Raw genomic sequence first — 16,200 nt, 5'->3', positions numbered from 1 at the left:
GATTGAGCCACCCGACCTGAGCGCGTTCGACCTGAGCGCGTTCGACCTGAGCGCGTTCGACCTGAGCGTGCCCAATCTGAGCGCACCCAATCTGAGCGCACCCGGCCTGAGCGCACCCGGCCTGAGCGCACCCGGCCTGAGCGCACCCGGCCTGAGCGCACCCGGCCTGAGCGTGCCCAGTCTGACTCGCTCGGCTTACGCACCTGGGCTGGGAACACGCCGGCCGTCCGTGATCAGGACGGCCGGCGCGCGTCGCTCAGGGGCGGGGCACGCTGACCGCGGTGTAGGTGGTCTCCGGGGTCGGGGGCGTGGTGAAGCGGGCGTTCGGCAGGTAGAAACGCTTGCCGTACTCCGCGATCGTCGTCGGGACGTCGAACGCCGGGCTGGTCGTGCGGGTGACCACGGTGCCCGACGTCGCGGCGCGGTCCAGTTCGATCCGGGCGATGACGTTGAGCCGGTTCTGCACCACGTACAGCGTGCGGCCGCGCAGCCAGAGCCCGTCACCGTTGGGCACCGACTCGCCGCCCAGGTCGATCTCGGTGGTGACACCCTCGTACGACGTCTTGAACAGTTTGCCGGTGTTGGACTGCACCACGATCAGGCCGCGGCCGTCCGGGGTCCGGGAGATGCCATTGGCGTTGTTGCCGGTCGCGTAGACGAGGTCTCCGGTGATCGGCACCCGCGTGGCCGCGGTGGGCAGCTTGCCGTGCCGGCCCAGCGGCAGCTTGAACAGCACCGGGTTGGTGGAGTCGGTGAACCAGGCCGCGTCCCGGGTGAGCACGACATCGTTGATGAACGCGGGCACGGTCTGCAGCTTGTAGGACGCGAGCACCGCACCGCTCGCGGCGTCGAGGACCCGGGCGTCGCCACCGCTGCCGCCGGCCACGAACAGCCGGCCCCGACCGTCGATCTTGAGGCCGAGGGACGGGGTGCCGGGGCCTTCGCTGATCACCTTTCCCTTACCGGTGGCGAGGCCGGCGCGGTAGATGTCGCCGTCCACGCGGGAGCCGAAATACGCAAACGGCGTTTCGCCGATAGCGATTCCCTCGGGCTGGAAGCCGGCGGGAAGGTCGAACACGGCAGGCCAGGAACCGTGCCGAGCCGAGCCGGAGAGGGCGGGCTGGCCGGAGAGGGCGGGCTGGCCGGGCAGCGCGGACCGGGCTGGTGGGGCGGCTGCGGCGGCCGGGGTGGCGGCCGTTACGGCGAGGGTGGTCAGGGCAACAATCGCGATGGTGCGTCTGGACACGGGGTGGATCCCTCCAGGCGGGGTCGGGTTGTCAACCAGTCCATACCCCGGGACGCGGGGTACCGTTCAGATTGCACACATAGCAATGTGAACATATATTGGCGGAGGCGACGAGCCGCGACGGAAGGTGGGCGCATGGGAGCCGGGCACGACCACGGAGGGCAGGCGCTGCGCGCCGGCGAGCGGCACCGTTCCCGCCTGTGGTGGGCGGCCGGCCTGCTGGCCGCGTTCATGCTGGTCGAGACCGTTGCCGCGCTCATGACCGGCTCGCTGGCGCTGCTGTCGGACGCCGGGCACATGTTCACCGACGTGCTGGGCATCGCGATGGCCCTGGCCGCGATCCATGCTGCCGGACGCGCGGCCACCGACTCGCAGCGCACGTTCGGTCTCTACCGGCTCGAGGTGCTGGCCGCTCTCGCCAACGCGCTGCTGCTCACCGGCGTTGCCGTCTATGTGCTGATCGAGGCGGTCAGTCGCTTTTCGCACCCCGAGGAGGTCCCGGCCGGGTGGATGCTCATCGTCGCGGTGGGCGGTCTGCTGATCAACCTGGTCGCGTTCGCGCTGCTGCGTTCCGGCGCGCAGGAGAGCCTCAACGTGCGCGGGGCCTACCTCGAGGTGGTCGGTGACCTGCTGGGCTCGGTCGGCGTGATCGTCGCGGCCGGCATCATCGCGGTCACCGGCTGGACCTACGCCGACCCGATCGTCGCGGTGGTGGTCGCGCTGATGATCCTGCCGCGCACCTTCGCCCTGGGCCGCTCGGCGGTCCGCATCCTGGTCCAGGCCGCTCCGGAGCACCTCGACATCACCGAGGTGCGCGACCGGCTGGCCCAGGTCCCCGGCGTCTGCGACGTGCACGACCTGCATGTCTGGACCCTGACCTCGGGCATGGACGTGGCCTCGGCGCACCTGAGCCTCGAGCCGTCCGCCGAGCTGGGCGACGTGCTCACCCATGCCCGCGAGGCGCTGCACGACGACTTCCACATCGAGCACGCCACGCTGCAGGTCGAGCCGGTCGGGGTCGGCGGCGGCCGGTGCACCCCTGTCGGTTGGTGAGCGACCCTCGCCTGAATTCATACCCGTCGAACCTTTTGGTGCCGTCCGTCCGGCTGCCATGATCTGCGGCATGCTGACGCCGACGCCCCTGATGGACCTCGTCACCGGTTTCTGGAGCTTCAAGACCTTCGCCGCCGCGGTCGAGCTGGACCTGTTCTCCCGCCTCGCGGGCGGCCGGACCCTGACCGTCGCCGACGCCGGGCAGGTGTTCGGCCTGCCCGAGCGCCCCGCCGACCTGCTGCTGACCGCCTGCGCGTCGCTCGGGCTGCTCGAACGGGCGGGCGAGGGATACCGCAACACCGCGCTGGCGGAGGAGTTCCTGGTCCGCGGCCGGCCGTACTACTTCGGCGGCCAGGTCAGTTACTGCGATCAGCGCACCTATCTGCCCTGGCACCGGGTCGGCGAGGCACTGCGCGGCGACAAGCCGCTGACCTGGGATCCGCAGACCCAGGAGTCCATGTTCACCAGCGAGGACCCGCAGATGCTGGCGACGTTCTGGGAGGCCATGTACTCCACGTCGATCTTCACGGCGCGTGCTCTGGCCGGGGCGGTGGAGCTCACGCCGTACCGGAGGATCCTGGATGTGGGTGGCGGATCCGGCGCCTTCCCGATCGAGCTCTGTCAGATCTTTTCCGGGCTGAGCGCGACCGTGCTGGACCTGCCGCACGTGTGCGAGATCGCCGCCCGCAAGATCGCCTCGGCCGGCCTGGGCGACCGCATCGCCACCACCGCGGGCGACTTCCTCGCCGGCGACCTGCCCGGCGGCCACGACGTCGTGCTGTTCAGCATGATCCTGCACGACTGGGACGAGCCGGCGAACCGCGAGCTGCTGGCCAAGGCGTATGCGGCGCTGCCGTCCGGCGGGCTGGTGATCATCTCGGAGCTGCTGCTCAACGAGGAGCGCACCGGACCGGCCCCGGCCGCGCTGATGGGGATGAACATGCTGGTCGAGACCGTCGGCGGGCGTAACTACTCGGACGCCGAGTACTCGGCATGGCTGGCCGGAGCGGGCTTCACCGACCTCCGTACCGTCCACTTCGACGCACCCGGCGCCAACGGCGCGGTCCTGGGCCGCAAACCGTAAAAACCCTCATTTCGCCCGTGGGCGTGCCTGATACTGGGCGTATGAGTAACAAAGGGGTGATGGTTTTCGTGCCCGCGCCCCAGCTCACGGTGACCATCGAGCAGCAGCACGACAAATCCGAACTGCACGTGCATCCGGGCGGCCAGGGCGTCTGGCAGGCCCGGATGATCACGTTGCTCGGCGCGCCGGTCACGCTCTGCGCGGCGGTCGGCGGCGAGGTCGGGCGGGTGCTCGAACCCCTGCTCAAATTCCACGGCGTCACCCTCAAGACCATCAAGCGCGACACGGGTACGGGCTGGTACGTCCATGACCGGCGCAGTGGCCAGCGCCAGGAACTCGCCGAGGAGCCGGGGCATCCGCTGTCCCGCCACGAGATGGACGAGTTGTACAGCCTCGCGCTCGCCGAGGGCCTGCGCGCCGGTATCGCCGTCCTGAGCGGCCCGGCCCACCCGTCCGTCGTACCCGCCGAGGTCTATCGCCGGCTCGCCACCGACCTCGGCGCCAACGGCTGCAAGGTGATCGTCGACCTCTCCGCGGCCCATCTGGCGGCCGCGCTGGAGGGCCGCCCGGCCGTGGTCAAGGTCAGCCACGAGGAGCTGATCCGCGACGGCATGGTCAAGGACGGCACCACCCGCAGCCTCACCAAGGCGCTGCACAAGCTGCACGACGACGGTGCCGAGATGGCCCTGGTCTCGCGGGCCGACGAGGGTGCCCTGGCCCTGATCGACAACCGGGTCTACGAGGTCGACATGCCGAGGATGGTCGCGGCCGAGTCGCGGGGCGCCGGTGACTCGATGACCGCGGGGGTGGCGGCGGTACTGGCCCAGGGCGGCACGCTGTGTGACGCTGTGCGTACGGGCGCCGCCGCCGGTGCCCTGAACGTCACCCGCCACGGCCTCGGGACCGGCCGCATCGACGCCGTCCAGGTTCTGACCGAGCGGGTGAAGCTGACCCCCGTCGACGCGAAGGTGCCCGCATGACGCCACGCATTCTGATCACCAACGACGACGGGATCGACGCGCCGGGGATCAGGTGGCTGGCCCGTGCGGTGGCCCGCCAGGGCTTCGACGTGGTCGTCGCGGCCCCGCTGACCGAGGCCAGCGGCAGCAGCGCGGCCATGACCGCGGTCGAGCAGCACGGCAAGATCGTGGTGCAGCCCCGCGAACTGCCCGGGGTCAAGAACGTTCCCGCGTACGGGGTGGCGGCCTCCCCCGCGTTCATCGTGCTGCTCGCCCTGCGCGACGCGTTCGGCGCCCCGCCGCAGATCGTGCTCTCCGGCATCAACCGGGGCGCCAACGCGGGCGCCGCGGTGATCCACTCCGGCACCGTGGGAGCGACGCTGACCGCCTCGCACGCCGGCCTGCACGGCATGGCGGTTTCGCTGGACGTGCTCAACCCCGCCAACGGCACCGCGGCCAGCGGCGGGCAGGCGATCGCCGACCTGGAGAAGGCCGACGACGAGAAGCGGCACTGGACCAGCGCGGCCGAGCTCGCGGTGAAGCTGCTGCCCACCCTGACCCACACCCCGCCCGGCACGGTCCTCAACGTGAACGTCCCGGACCTGCACGTCGACGGCATCCGCGGGCTGCGGCGGGCGTCGCTGGCCCGGTTCGGCCAGGTCCAGATGAGCATCGCCGAGGCCGGGGAGGGTTTCGTGCGGACCGCGGTCCAGGCCGCCGACGAACCCCTCGAGCCGGGCACCGACCTGGCGGCGCTCGCGGAGGGCTTCGCGGTGGTCACCCCGATCCGCGCGCCGGGCGAGGCCACCGACGTGAAGATCAACCTGGAGAACATCGTGGTGCAGACGCCCGCGATCTGACCGGCGAGCCACGCCGCGCGGGCACACCGGCGTGCACGCCGCGCGAGCCACGCCGCACGGGCACGCAAAAGCCGCCAGTCGCGTCAGGTTGATGACGCGACCGACGGCTCGGTCGTCCGGTCTAGGGAACGAGTGTGCGGTGCGCCGGGTCGCCGCAGTCCAGACACGGCTCCGGGGCGCCGAAGAGCCCCAGCAGGCCGGTCACCCACAACTGCCGGTGGGCGAACCTGCTCGGCCGGGTGACCACGAGCTTCACCCCGCTGATACTCGCCAGCTGGAAAGCGGCCACGAGGGCGGAAATGCCCACGGAGTCGATGAACGAGACGCCGTGCATATCGAGCTCGATACGCTCCGGTGTCCCGGCGGCCAGCTGCTCCGCCACTGCTTCCTTGATCTCGTACGCGTTCTCGACGTCGATCTCGCCGGCGGGTGAGACCTCCACCACACCGACTGCCTTCATCGACGTCGTTATCGACAGCGTCACGCCTTTACCTCCACCCACCCGGGCTGAACCCGGGCGTCTTCTCCTTAGTACGAGAGGCGCTGACCTGCGACGCCGTCTCGCCGGGGGCGGCGTTGACTACCCCCGTCGGGTCCGGTGAAACTGCACCGGACACTAGTGGCCGAACCTGGCAGGTGGCTGTGTGCCACCCGTGAACCGCGACAAGCGTACCCAGTGATGTCCACCAGTTTCCCGGCCGCGCCGCGTCCACATCCGACCGGCACCCGATGTACACCCGACGTTTGCGGATCGGGGCAGGTGGGCACAGCGATCTACGTCGACCGAGCGCCGCCGACGGCGATCGCAGGAGGTACAAGACATGTTCTCGCGTAAGAGCACTGCCGAGCGCACCACGGCTCAGGCCTGGGACTACCTGTCGTCCGCGATGGCCACGGCCGGAGCGACGGTCAAGGACGCCGGGGGCCTGGCCGGCAGTAAGGCGTCCGAGTTCGCCGGGGTCGCTTCCCGCAAGAGCCAGGAGCTGGCCGGGGCCACGTCGAAGCGGAGCCAGGAGCTGGCCGGGACCGCCTCGAAGAAGAGCCAGGAGCTGGCCGGGGCGGCCTCCAAGCGGAGCCACAAGCTGGCCGGGGTCGCTTCCAAGAAGAGCCACAAGCTGGCCGGGGTCACGTCGAAGAAGAGCCAGAAGCTGGTCGGCAAGACGTCCGACAAGAGCTATGAGCTGGCCGGCAAGGCGGGATCGCGGGTCAACGCGGTGACCGACGAGGCGTGGACGCGGGCCAACCGGGCCGCCGACGCGCTGGCCGGACGCCGCCCGGGCCTGCCGTGGGGCCTGATCATCGGCGCGAGCCTGATCGGGGTGGCCACCGGCTGGCTGGCCGCGACGACGCTGCGGGCCGCGGCCGAGCGCCGGGCCGAGCTCGAGGAGCTCGAGCTGGCCGAGACGGCGATCATCACCACCCCCACGTACGACAACTGAGCTGCTTCATCTGGCGGGGCCGCGGACATCCGCGGCCCGCTTCTGTCGTACCCGAGGCGTCCTTCTCCGCCCTATCGCGCCGATGACCAGGAGCCTCTCCCCGTGCCCGTTTAGCAACGCACCGACCTCGCCGTGACGGGCGGGGAATCTGTACAGTTGTGCGCGGCTCGATGGTAGGGCGGTTCCTGGTCCGTTTATGACAGCTTGTGGCGACACTTGAGTAGATAGGTCAACTGGTGCTTGGTTCGGGAAGTCTCCTGGACAACCGCTACCGGTTGGACGAGAACATCGCCAGCGGTGGCATGGGTGACGTGTGGCGGGGGACCGATGTGGTCCTCGGCCGGACGATCGCCGTCAAAGTGCTGCGCACCGCGATGCTCTCCGACCCCGAGTTCGCCGCGCGGTTCTACGGCGAGGCCCGGATGATGGCCGCGTTCCGGCACCCCGGCGTCGTCGAGGTCTACGACTACAGCGCCGGCGACGAGGGCGACGCGGACCGCTGCGCCTACCTGGTCATGGCGTTCGTCGACGGCGAGCCGCTGTCCGCCCGCCTCAAGGACCAGGGCCGGCTCGGCGTGGCCGAGACGATGTCGGTCGTCGCCCAGGCCGCCGAGGCGCTGCACGCGGCGCACGAGAACGGCACGGTGCACCGCGACGTCAAGCCCGGCAACCTGATCGTCAAGCCCAACGGCACCGTGATCCTGGTCGACTTCGGCGTGGCCCGCTCCGCCCAGGTCACCAGCGTGACCGGCCTCAACGCGATCGTCGGCACCGCCCTGTACATGGCCCCCGAGCAGGTCGCGAAGGGCAACGTCTCCCCCGCCACCGACATCTACGCGCTCGGCGCGGTCGCCTACCACTGCATCTCCGGTGTCCCGCCCTTCGACGGTGACAATGCCCTGCAGGTGGCGCTGCGTCACCTCGAGGACGAGCCGGAGCCGCTGCCCGACAGCCTCGCCCCGCAGGCGGTCCGCGACCTGATCGCCCGGGCGATGGCCAAGAACCCGGCCGACCGCTTCCAGAGCGGTGCCGAGTTCGCCGCGGCGGCGCTCGCCGCGACCGGTGCCCTCGACTGGCGCACCCAGACCGGCACCGGCACCTCGATGTCCCGTACCGCGCTGGTCCGCCCCTCGACCACCGGCACCGGGCTGTCCGGAACGGGCTCGGTCCCGTACACCAGCGGCACCCGCCTCGACCCCCGCTCGTCGATGCACGGCCAGCCCATCCCGAGCCAGTCCCTGCACGGCCAGCCGTTGCGCGGTCAGCCCATGCCCGGCCAGTCCCTCACCGGCACGGCCCTGACCCGCCCGATGAGCCCGGCCGGCCCCCGCGGTGTCCTGCCCTCGCAGCGCAACCTGCTGGAGCCCTCGCCACCGCAGCTCCCGCCCCGCTCCGGCCAGTCCCGGAGCCAACTCGCGGTGCTGATCACGGTCATCGCCCTCTTCGTCCTCGCGGGCGGTCTCGGCGTCGCCATCTACCTGTCCGGCGACAGCAACGCGGGCGAGCGTCAGTCCCCCGGCACCGGCATCATCCCGGCCGAGTCCGAGACGCCCGAGGAGACGCCCGAGACGACCGACCCCACGGCCGACGAACAGACCCAGGCTCCCGAGCAGCCCGACAACCAGCTCCCGCTCCCGCCGCAGACGAGCCGCCCCACCAGCTCCAGCTCCCCGACGCCGTCGAAGACCACCGCGTCGTCGTCCCCGCCGCCCAGCTCGTCGCCGCCGACCACCAGCAAGCCGGCGGACCCGGTGACCTCGTCCCCCGCCCCGGAAGAGACCGAGACCTCGAGCCCGCCGGGAAACACCCCGAGCGTGGGCACCGGCGGTGGCGACGACGACGGAGCCGGTGGCGCGGCCGGCACCATCCTCGGCATCGGCTGACCTCTTCCGCCGGCCGTTGCTCCCGGCGTTGCCGGGCTGTGCGGCTGGGTGGGCAAAAGGTCTAAACCGTCGAGCCCTCCCGGCCGACAAGACTCCCGTCGCCACGCATTGTCAGGTCCCCAATTACTCCCAGTAATTAACTTTTGTGATCCCTGTCACCGGGATTACTCCGGGTCCGGGGACCTCTCAAGATGCTTTCCCGCGTGCCGATCCCCGTCGGGCAGATGCCCACGGACTCACCGGGAGTAACAATGCAGCTCAGCCGAACCCACGTCGCCACCGTCGCCGGCGTTCTGCTGGGCTTTGCCCTGACCTCCACGATGGTGGTCCGCACCACCCAGGCGGTGATCACCAGCAACACCGCCACCCAGGCCAACACCTGGACCACCGGCGGCGCCGCGATCAGCAACGACGGCGCCATCTCCGCGAGCGCCGTGTTCAGCCAGGCCAACGACAGCCTGCTCGCCGGCGGTCAGACGGTGACAAAATGCATCGCGGTCAAGTACACCGGTAACTCCCCGGCACAGATCAAGCTCTACGGCAGCAGCGTCTCCGGCGCCCTGACCGGATACCTCGACCTCAAGATCGAGACCGGGACGGGTACGGCCAACGACTGCACCAACTTCGTCAGCGGCGCCACCCTGTTCAACAGCGGCACGGTGGCGAGCTTCGGATCGGCCAACAACAGTTACACCAACGGGCTCGGGGCGTGGAACGCGACGCTCAACAACTCGCTGACCTACCGCTTCACCGTCACCGTGCAGAACGTGGCCGGCGCACAGAACGGCAACGGGACCGCGGTGTTCAACTGGGAGGCCCAGGCATCGTGACCTGGCCGGGCGCCATCGGGCGCGGTCTGCTCATCATGGTTGTCACCACCGTGCTCACCCTCACGGCGTGGACCGTGGTGCCCTTGCTGTGGGGCTGGCAGGCGTACACGGTGACCTCGGGTTCCATGTCCCCCCTGGTCCGCCCGGGCGACGTGGTGATCGCATCGCCCCACGTCGGCTCAGGCCCGAGGATCGGCCAGGTCGTCGTGATCGGGCCCGCGACCCCCGGCGGCGAACCGGTCACCCACCGCGTGGTCGAGCAGCTCCCCGACGGTCGTTACCGCACCCGGGGCGACGCCAACGCCCAACCGGACTCCCGGCTGGTCGCCAAGGACCAGCTGATCGGCGTCGGCCACGTCGTGGTCCCGCTGGCCGGTCTGGTACGCCTCCACGGCGGACCGATCGCCCCCACGCTAGCCGGCCTGGCCCTCGTCACGTTCGCCCTGACCCGGCGACGGCTCCCCCGTTTCCGGGGCCGGACCGCGGTTCAGCCCCAGCACGACCCGGCGCCTCCGCTCTCGTCGGACCCGGGTTCACCTGCGGAGGAAGGGTCCGCCGATGGTGAACTGCACACTTACGCAAACGGTGAGAGCCGAGAAGCCTCGAAGCACGGTGACCCAGCCGAAGACGACCCGACCGATCACGGCCTGCATGCTGATGGCGGCCCGGACCACCACGGCCCGGATGGTCACGGCCCGGATGGTCACGGCCCGGATGGTCACGAGTCGGACGGTCACGAGTCGGACGGTCACGAGTCGGACGGTCACGAGTCGGACGGTCACGAGTCGGACGGTCACGAGTCGGACGGTCACGAGTCGGACTGTTACAAGTCGGACGACCAGGACTCGGACGGTCCCGGACCGGACGGTTACAAGTCGGACGACCAGGAGTCGGACGACCAGGAGTCGGACGGTTCCGGACCGGACGGTTCCGAGTCGTACGAGGACGGGACGGGACGGGCCGGGACGAGACAGGGTGGGACGGTTCTTGGTGGGACGGTTCTTGGTGGGACGGTTCTTGGTGGTCTGCCGGCCGCGGTCGGGGCGGGGACCGCGTCTCGGAACGGGGCTCTGACGACGACCGGGCCCCGGGGGCGTACTCCCATCCGGGTGGGGCGGGCCGGGCGCCGTCGGGTCACCGTTGCGATCGCCGTGGTGCTGATTGTCGCCACCGTGGCCGGAATCAGCCGGCCGGGGACCGCGGCTCTGTACACCGCGACCACCCCGACCCAGCCCAACGCCTGGAAATCGACCTACTTCTATCAAGCCGCGATCAAAGCTACCGTCCCCGTCGCATACTGGCGGATGGGCGGCACCAGCACCACCCTGGCCCCCGACGAGATGGGCGGGGCCGCGCTCACGCTGTACGGTGCTCCGACCGCCGGCGCCGTAGGGGCGGTGAGCGTGGATCCGGACACCGCGCTCAAGTTCAAGAACGGTTCGGCACGGTCCTACGCCGCCATTCCCGGGGCCAGCAACACCGCACTCTCCATAGCCGGCCCGATGTCGGTCGCGGCCTGGACCGATGGAACGGCCAACACGAACTGGCGACTGGTCTTCAAAGGTAAGCCCGATGCCAGCAAGCTCAATTATCTGCTCTCCTGGAGCAGCGACTCCGGTGTCGACATGCGATTCCTGGTGGACGCGGCGGGGACCCGGCAGGAGGCCCGGTCGAAGTGGCCGACCGACGGCAAGTATCACTTCGTGGTCGGCGTTTACGACGGTTCGTTCATCCGGCTCTACATCGACGGCGTCCAGACCGCGAGTAAAGCGGCGACCGGCGCCCTCGCATCGGATCCCACGATTCCGCTGACGGTTTCCGAGGACAACGCTTCCACCGGGCTCAACGGTTCCGTGGACGAGGTCGCGATCTGGAACAAAGCCTTGACCGCCGACCAGGTGAGCAAGTTCTACGCACTCGGACGGCAGTGACATCCAATCCGCTCAGATCGGCGCGATCGCGGCCGATCCAGTTGTCCTCGGCTCGGATCTGCACCCCGGCCGCTACTGGAAAGGCCCCCCGAATGACGACGCAGGTCCCGTACGGCCCCGACAACGTGGAGTATCCGCAGTTCTCCGCGGGTCACGCGCAGTATCCGCCGGCCGGTTACCAGCAGCAACCGACATCCGGGCACGCCACTCCACAGCCGCCGACACACGACCAACCGGCCTACGACCGTCCCGCCGATGGGCAGACGGGTCACGGGCAAGCGAGCGGCACACAGGGGTGGCACGGTCAGAGCGGGTACGCCCAGGGCGGGTACGGCCAGAACGGATACGGCCAGAACGGATACGGCCAGAACGGATACGGCCAGAACGGATACGGACAGGGCGGATACGGCCAGAACGGCAACGACCAGGCCGGCCACCGCAACGCACCGAGCGGCCACGGGCAGGGCGGCGGGTACGGCCAGAACGGGTACACGCCGAACGGGGTGGCACAGAACGACCACGGGCTGGCCGGCGCGGGGAACGCCGCCTACAGACATGCCGGATATGGGCAGACAAGTCACGCACCGCCCGGCCTCGGGCAGGCTGGCTACGAGCAGACCAGCGGTGGTCAGGCGTACCAGGGTTGGGCCGGCAGCGGGCAGGCCGGGTACGAGCAGGCCGGGTCTGGGCAGCACGGCAGCGGGTTGGCCGGCAGCGCGCAAGCCGGTTGGGAGCAGGCCAGGAGTAGGTCGGCCGATAGCGGACAAGCCGGGTGGGGGCCGGCCGGCAGTGGATTGGCCGCCGGCGGGCAGGCCGGGTCTGGGCAGGCCGCATATGGACAGGCCGGCAGCAGGCAGACCGGCTATGAGCAGGCTGAGTACGGGCAGGCCGCCAGCGGGCAGGCTGAGTACGGGCAGGCCACCGGCGGGCAGGCTGAGTACGGGCAGGCCACCGGCGGGCAGGCTGAGTACGGGCAGGCCACCGGCGGGCAGGCTGGGCACGGGCAGGCCGCCAGCGGGTTGATCGGCAGCGGGCAGGCTGGGTATGGGCAGGTGGACGGGTCGCAGCCGACGTACGAGCGGGCCGCTACGCATCAGCCGCAGCGGTATGGGCAGGCGTTCGCTCAGTCGCAGGAAGACATCAACCAGGCAGCGCAGCCGCAGCCGACGGTGGGGCAGGCAGGCTCGGGGCAGGCAGGCTCGGGGCAGGCAGGCTCGGGGCAGATGGGTATCGGGCAGCCCGGTCATCAGGCGGCGGGGCCTGCGGTTTCCCTGGCTCCGTCGGGGCTTCAGCAGCACGGTCCGGCGCAGGCAGGACCGGCTCAGGCGGGGCAGCAGCAGGCTCAGCCCGGTTATGAGCAGCCGTTCTATCCTCAGGAAGGTGCTGCCGGGTATCCGCAGCCGACTCCTTACCCGCAGCCGGCTGTCTATCCGACCAATCCGCCGTGGGCCACCGCCCCGGCCGTTGAGGCGTCGGATGATGGCGGGCCGGCCGGGGCCGAGCCGGGTGGGGGTGCTGCTCCGGTCGTCGGGGGGCTGCTTGTTCCGTACCCGGAGGAGATGGGGAAAGTGTCCCGGGCGCAAGCGCCGACGGTCTGGCCGGTTGCCGTGCTGACCTTTGCCTTTGTGCCGTTCGGGCTGCTGGGGATCGTCTCGGCGGTCCGGCGGGCGGGGCGGGCCAAGCGGGGCGGCAACAGTGCCGCGCCGTATTGGATCACGTGGGCGATCTCGGTGGTCGCCGCGCATTTTATCTGGATGGTGCTGGCCGCCACCGTCATCGTGCCCGCCGTCGACAATTATATCGAGGGTGCCCGGCTCAAGGCGGTGGAGAGCAATGTGCTCCATGATGGGCAGTTGGCCAAGGCGAATATTACCGCCAGTGCTGCCGAGTGCCGGGCGTCGAGTGATCGGCGGGCCGATGGTACGCGGGATTATCTGTGCCGGTTGACGCTCGGCAGCGGGAAGAACGGTCAGGTCATGGTGACCGCTGACAAGGCGGGGAACTGGAAGCCGTTGACGACCGATTGATGGACCGTGGTGCACCTGGCCGGGGGGCCGGGTGCACCACCAAAGCGTCAGCAGGACCGGGTCAGAAAACCGGGACGCCGGCCCGGACGAGGCGCCAGTTCGGCGTGAAGAAGTCGGCCGGGTCGATCGCGCCCTTGGCCTGGGCCCAGTCGATCAGGAGCTGGCGGATCTCCTGCTGTGCGTTGTAGACCTGGGTCTTGACGATGCCGGGGAAGGCACCGCCCCCGCTGCGGCGGTAATTGTTCACCGCGACCACGAACTGCGCGTCGGCGGCGACGGGGACGCCGGCGATCTCGAGGCGGGTGATGCGGGCACCCACCGGCCGGCTGATGTCGATGTCGTAGTCGACGCCGGAGAACACGTCGTAGTTGTAGTCCGGCACGGCCGGGTCGCTGATGGTCGCCGGGTCGGGGGTCGCGCCGGCCGGCAGCGTGACGAAGTACTTCGCCGAGTACTCGAGGTAGGCCTTGACCTCGGCACCGGTCAGCACGACCGCCTCGAGCGTGTTGTCGTAGATGTAGAGCCCCGCCACATCCTTGATCTTGACATCGCCCTGGGGGAAGACCGCGGTCCGGCTGAACGGCGCCGCGATCGAGAGGACGGGCAGGGACGCGTACGGCGTACCCGTCAAGGCTGTGGTGACTGTGTCGGTCTGGACCTTGTTGATGTAGTCCAGGATCGGCGTGTCCTTGTAGCGTGACTCGGCGGCGGAGAGCTCCTCGGTGGAGGTCGCGACGACCTGGTTCACGTAGGTGACGGTCTTGGCGTGCTGGGACCTGACCGCGGCCAGCACCTTCGCGTCGGCGGTGACCGTGTTGGTGTTCAGGGTGGCCGACTTCTTCGCCGTGATCGTCCACTTGTTGCGGTCGCGGACCAGCGTGAAGTCCATCCGGGTGAGCCGCTGGCCGAACTTCGACGGCTCCGAGAGCAGCACCTGCGCGCCGGTCTTGAGGTTGGTGACGAACCGCTGGGCGACCTCGTTGTGCGCGTGGCCGAACAGGATCGCGTCGATGCCGGGGACCTGCTCGGCGATGAGCGCGCTGGGGTTCTCGTTGGGCAGCGCGGTGCCGTAGCTGCTGGTGCCGCTGTCGCCACCGTGCGCCGAGATCAGCACGATGTCGGCGCCGCGGGCCCGCATGATCGGCACCCACTTCGCCGCGGTCGCGACCATGTCGTTGAAGACGAGCTTGCCCTCGACGTTGCCCTTGTCCCAGATGGCGACGCCCGGGTTGGTGAGACCCAGGATCCCGACCCGCAGCGTCGCCGCACCCTTACCGAGCGAGACCTTCTTGATGACGTACGGCGTGAAGGCCGGCCGCCCCGATTGCGCGCTGACCGCATTGGCGGCGAGAGCGGGGAACCCGAGCTGCCGGATCCACAGATTGAGCAGCGGCAGCCCGTAGTTGAACTCGTGGTTGCCCAGCGTGATGGCGTCGTAGTTCAACACGTTCATGGCCCGGGCCATCGGGTGCCGCTCACCGGTCTCGGTGATCGGCTCCTGCTTCGCGTAGTACGTGGCGAGCGGGGTCCCCTGGATCGTGTCACCGGCGTCGAGCACCAGCGTGGCCTTGCCCCGCCGTTCGGCGCGGATCTGGTTCACCAGCGCGGCCAGCTTCGCGACGCCGACGTCGTTGTGCGCGCTGTCGTCGTACTCCAGGTCCTTGTAGTAATCCCAGTTGTAGACATTGCCGTGCGTGTCGGAGGTGCCGAGCACGGTCAGGTCGTACGTCCTGGCGGCACCGCCACCGCCGCCGTGTCCCTTGCCGTGTGCCTCGGCGGCACCGGAAAGCAGAACGGGAGCTGCGGCACCGACGGCAGCGGCACCAAGCACACTGCGTCGCGATACGCCCGCGGGAAGGATCATGCCCGAGCCTTTCGAAGGGAGGTCGGGGCACCTCGTGGGCACCCACCCGACGCACGATAACCGCGAATGTATCGATGGGCGAGGCCGGCACCATGAACGTGACCCAGCTCAGAGGTAATCCGGAGCTGGAAGGCGCATGGCCCGTGTCGTGTCCGTGGCGTGACGGGCATCCCATAGGATCGCCGCCATGTCTGCGCAGCCCGATCTGCCGCTGCGTCCGATGACGCTGGGTGAGCTGCTGGATGCCGCCATGACGCTGTTGCGGGCGCGGGCGCTGCCCCTGCTCGCCGCGTCCGGGGTGCTCGCCGCTCTCGAGCAGGCGGTGCTGTGGCCGGTGCGGTCCTTCGCCGGGGCGACCCCACCGCTGTACGGGCCGGTCCGGGGCGATGTCGGGTCCTGGTGGACGCTGGTGGCCGCCGGGTTCGCCACCGAGGGTTTCATCATCTGCGTGCTGGGCGCCGTGGCCGCCGCCGCGGCCGGGCCCGCCCTGGTCCGGCAGCCGCTGCGGAACAGGGAGCTGTGGTCGCGGATGCGGCCGGTCACGACGCTGGTGGCCGCGATCGTGCTCGGGGCGGCGTGCGGGGTGGCCGCGTTCACCGGGTTCGTCGGGTGGCTGTTCGTGTACGGACTGTTCGGGCTGGTCAGCGGTGTCATCGCGATCGACCGGGCGGGGAGTTCGTTCGGGCGGGCCGCGCGGTTGTCCGTACGTGGTGGGCTGCGGGGTATGCGGGCCCGGCTCGCCGCGTATCTGACCTGGTTCGGGGTGCGGCTCGTGCTCGGAGCCGGGTGGGTGGCCGCGTTCGACGTCTTCGCCGGTGGGCAGCCGCGATGGCAGCAGTGGCTGGTGCCGGTCGCGTGGGGGCTGGCCAACACCGTCGCGTACGCCGCGCTGGCCTGTGTCGACGCCGTGCTGGTGCTGGAGACCCGGATCCGGACCGAGGGCCTGGACATCGCGATCAGCCGGGCCCGCAGCCGTGGCGAGGATCCCGCGACCGCCCTGACATACGCGCCGTGACCGGGAGAA

Annotated in this window: 13 protein-coding genes; 10 read left to right on the top strand and 3 right to left on the bottom strand. The window is 70.1% G+C overall.

All coding sequences use genetic code 11. The features are described 5' to 3' along the window. Window positions 1–256: 256 nt before the first annotated feature. Complete coding sequence (locus tag ACIA6A_RS13370; protein WP_396097828.1) at window positions 257–1,246, bottom strand: SMP-30/gluconolactonase/LRE family protein; 990 nt, start codon at window positions 1,244–1,246, stop codon at window positions 257–259. A 135-nt stretch (window positions 1,247–1,381) separates the two neighbouring features. On the opposite strand from ACIA6A_RS13370, the gene ACIA6A_RS13365 reads away from it, so the two are divergent. The 4 genes from ACIA6A_RS13365 to surE all read left to right on the top strand — a co-directional run bounded on the left by ACIA6A_RS13365 (window position 1,382) and on the right by surE (window position 5,202). Continuing rightward, window positions 1,382–2,299, top strand: a complete 918-nt coding sequence (locus ACIA6A_RS13365; protein ID WP_396097827.1) for a cation diffusion facilitator family transporter — start codon at window positions 1,382–1,384, stop codon at window positions 2,297–2,299. Window positions 2,300–2,369: 70 nt separating this feature from the next. Then, window positions 2,370–3,383: a methyltransferase gene (locus tag ACIA6A_RS13360; RefSeq protein WP_396097826.1), complete on the top strand. Its 1,014-nt coding sequence runs from the start codon at window positions 2,370–2,372 to the stop codon at window positions 3,381–3,383. Window positions 3,384–3,424: 41 nt separating this feature from the next. Then, window positions 3,425–4,363 carry a 1-phosphofructokinase family hexose kinase gene (locus ACIA6A_RS13355; RefSeq protein ID WP_396097825.1) on the top strand — a complete coding sequence of 313 codons (939 nt, stop codon included), beginning with the start codon at window positions 3,425–3,427 and terminating at the stop codon, window positions 4,361–4,363. Continuing rightward, window positions 4,360–5,202 carry a 5'/3'-nucleotidase SurE gene (gene surE, locus ACIA6A_RS13350; RefSeq protein ID WP_396097823.1) on the top strand — a complete coding sequence of 281 codons (843 nt, stop codon included), beginning with the start codon at window positions 4,360–4,362 and terminating at the stop codon, window positions 5,200–5,202. The genes ACIA6A_RS13355 and surE overlap by 4 nt, the downstream gene beginning before the upstream one ends. Window positions 5,203–5,323: 121 nt before the next feature. Here surE and ACIA6A_RS13345 read toward each other — a convergent pair whose 3' ends face one another. Next, entirely contained in the window at window positions 5,324–5,686 is a 363-nt protein-coding gene (locus ACIA6A_RS13345) for an STAS domain-containing protein (protein WP_396097822.1), read from the bottom strand. A 337-nt stretch (window positions 5,687–6,023) separates the two neighbouring features. Between ACIA6A_RS13345 and ACIA6A_RS13340 the strand changes: the two genes are divergently transcribed. The 5 genes from ACIA6A_RS13340 to ACIA6A_RS13320 all read left to right on the top strand — a co-directional run bounded on the left by ACIA6A_RS13340 (window position 6,024) and on the right by ACIA6A_RS13320 (window position 13,312). Then, window positions 6,024–6,641 carry a hypothetical protein gene (locus ACIA6A_RS13340; protein ID WP_396097821.1) on the top strand — a complete coding sequence of 206 codons (618 nt, stop codon included), beginning with the start codon at window positions 6,024–6,026 and terminating at the stop codon, window positions 6,639–6,641. Window positions 6,642–6,877: 236 nt separating this feature from the next. Next, window positions 6,878–8,524: a serine/threonine-protein kinase gene (locus tag ACIA6A_RS13335; RefSeq protein ID WP_396097820.1), complete on the top strand. Its 1,647-nt coding sequence runs from the start codon at window positions 6,878–6,880 to the stop codon at window positions 8,522–8,524. Window positions 8,525–8,775: 251 nt separating this feature from the next. Then, the gene (locus ACIA6A_RS13330; RefSeq protein ID WP_396097819.1) at window positions 8,776–9,354 is read left to right on the top strand and encodes a hypothetical protein; all 579 of its coding nucleotides are present in this window, start codon (window positions 8,776–8,778) and stop codon (window positions 9,352–9,354) included. Beyond that, entirely contained in the window at window positions 9,351–11,285 is a 1,935-nt protein-coding gene (locus ACIA6A_RS13325; protein WP_396097818.1) for a signal peptidase I, read from the top strand. The genes ACIA6A_RS13330 and ACIA6A_RS13325 overlap by 4 nt, the downstream gene beginning before the upstream one ends. A 92-nt stretch (window positions 11,286–11,377) precedes the next feature. Further along, on the top strand, window positions 11,378–13,312 hold the full coding sequence (locus ACIA6A_RS13320) for a hypothetical protein (protein WP_396097817.1): 1,935 nt from the start codon (window positions 11,378–11,380) through the stop codon (window positions 13,310–13,312). Window positions 13,313–13,373: 61 nt separating this feature from the next. Here the strand turns inward: ACIA6A_RS13320 and ACIA6A_RS13315 are convergent, their stop codons facing one another. Next, window positions 13,374–15,176, bottom strand: a complete 1,803-nt coding sequence (locus tag ACIA6A_RS13315) for a bifunctional metallophosphatase/5'-nucleotidase (protein WP_396097816.1) — start codon at window positions 15,174–15,176, stop codon at window positions 13,374–13,376. Window positions 15,177–15,363: 187 nt separating this feature from the next. On the opposite strand from ACIA6A_RS13315, the gene ACIA6A_RS13310 reads away from it, so the two are divergent. Continuing rightward, on the top strand, window positions 15,364–16,191 hold the full coding sequence (locus ACIA6A_RS13310; RefSeq protein ID WP_396097815.1) for a hypothetical protein: 828 nt from the start codon (window positions 15,364–15,366) through the stop codon (window positions 16,189–16,191). Window positions 16,192–16,200: the final 9 nt, after the last annotated feature.

Source organism: Actinoplanes sp. NPDC051494 (assembly GCF_044454705.1).
Taxonomy (GTDB): Bacteria; Actinomycetota; Actinomycetes; order Mycobacteriales; family Micromonosporaceae; genus Actinoplanes.
The sequence above is the reverse complement of the archived record's forward strand: the minus strand, read 5'-3'. Positions and strand labels throughout refer to the sequence as shown.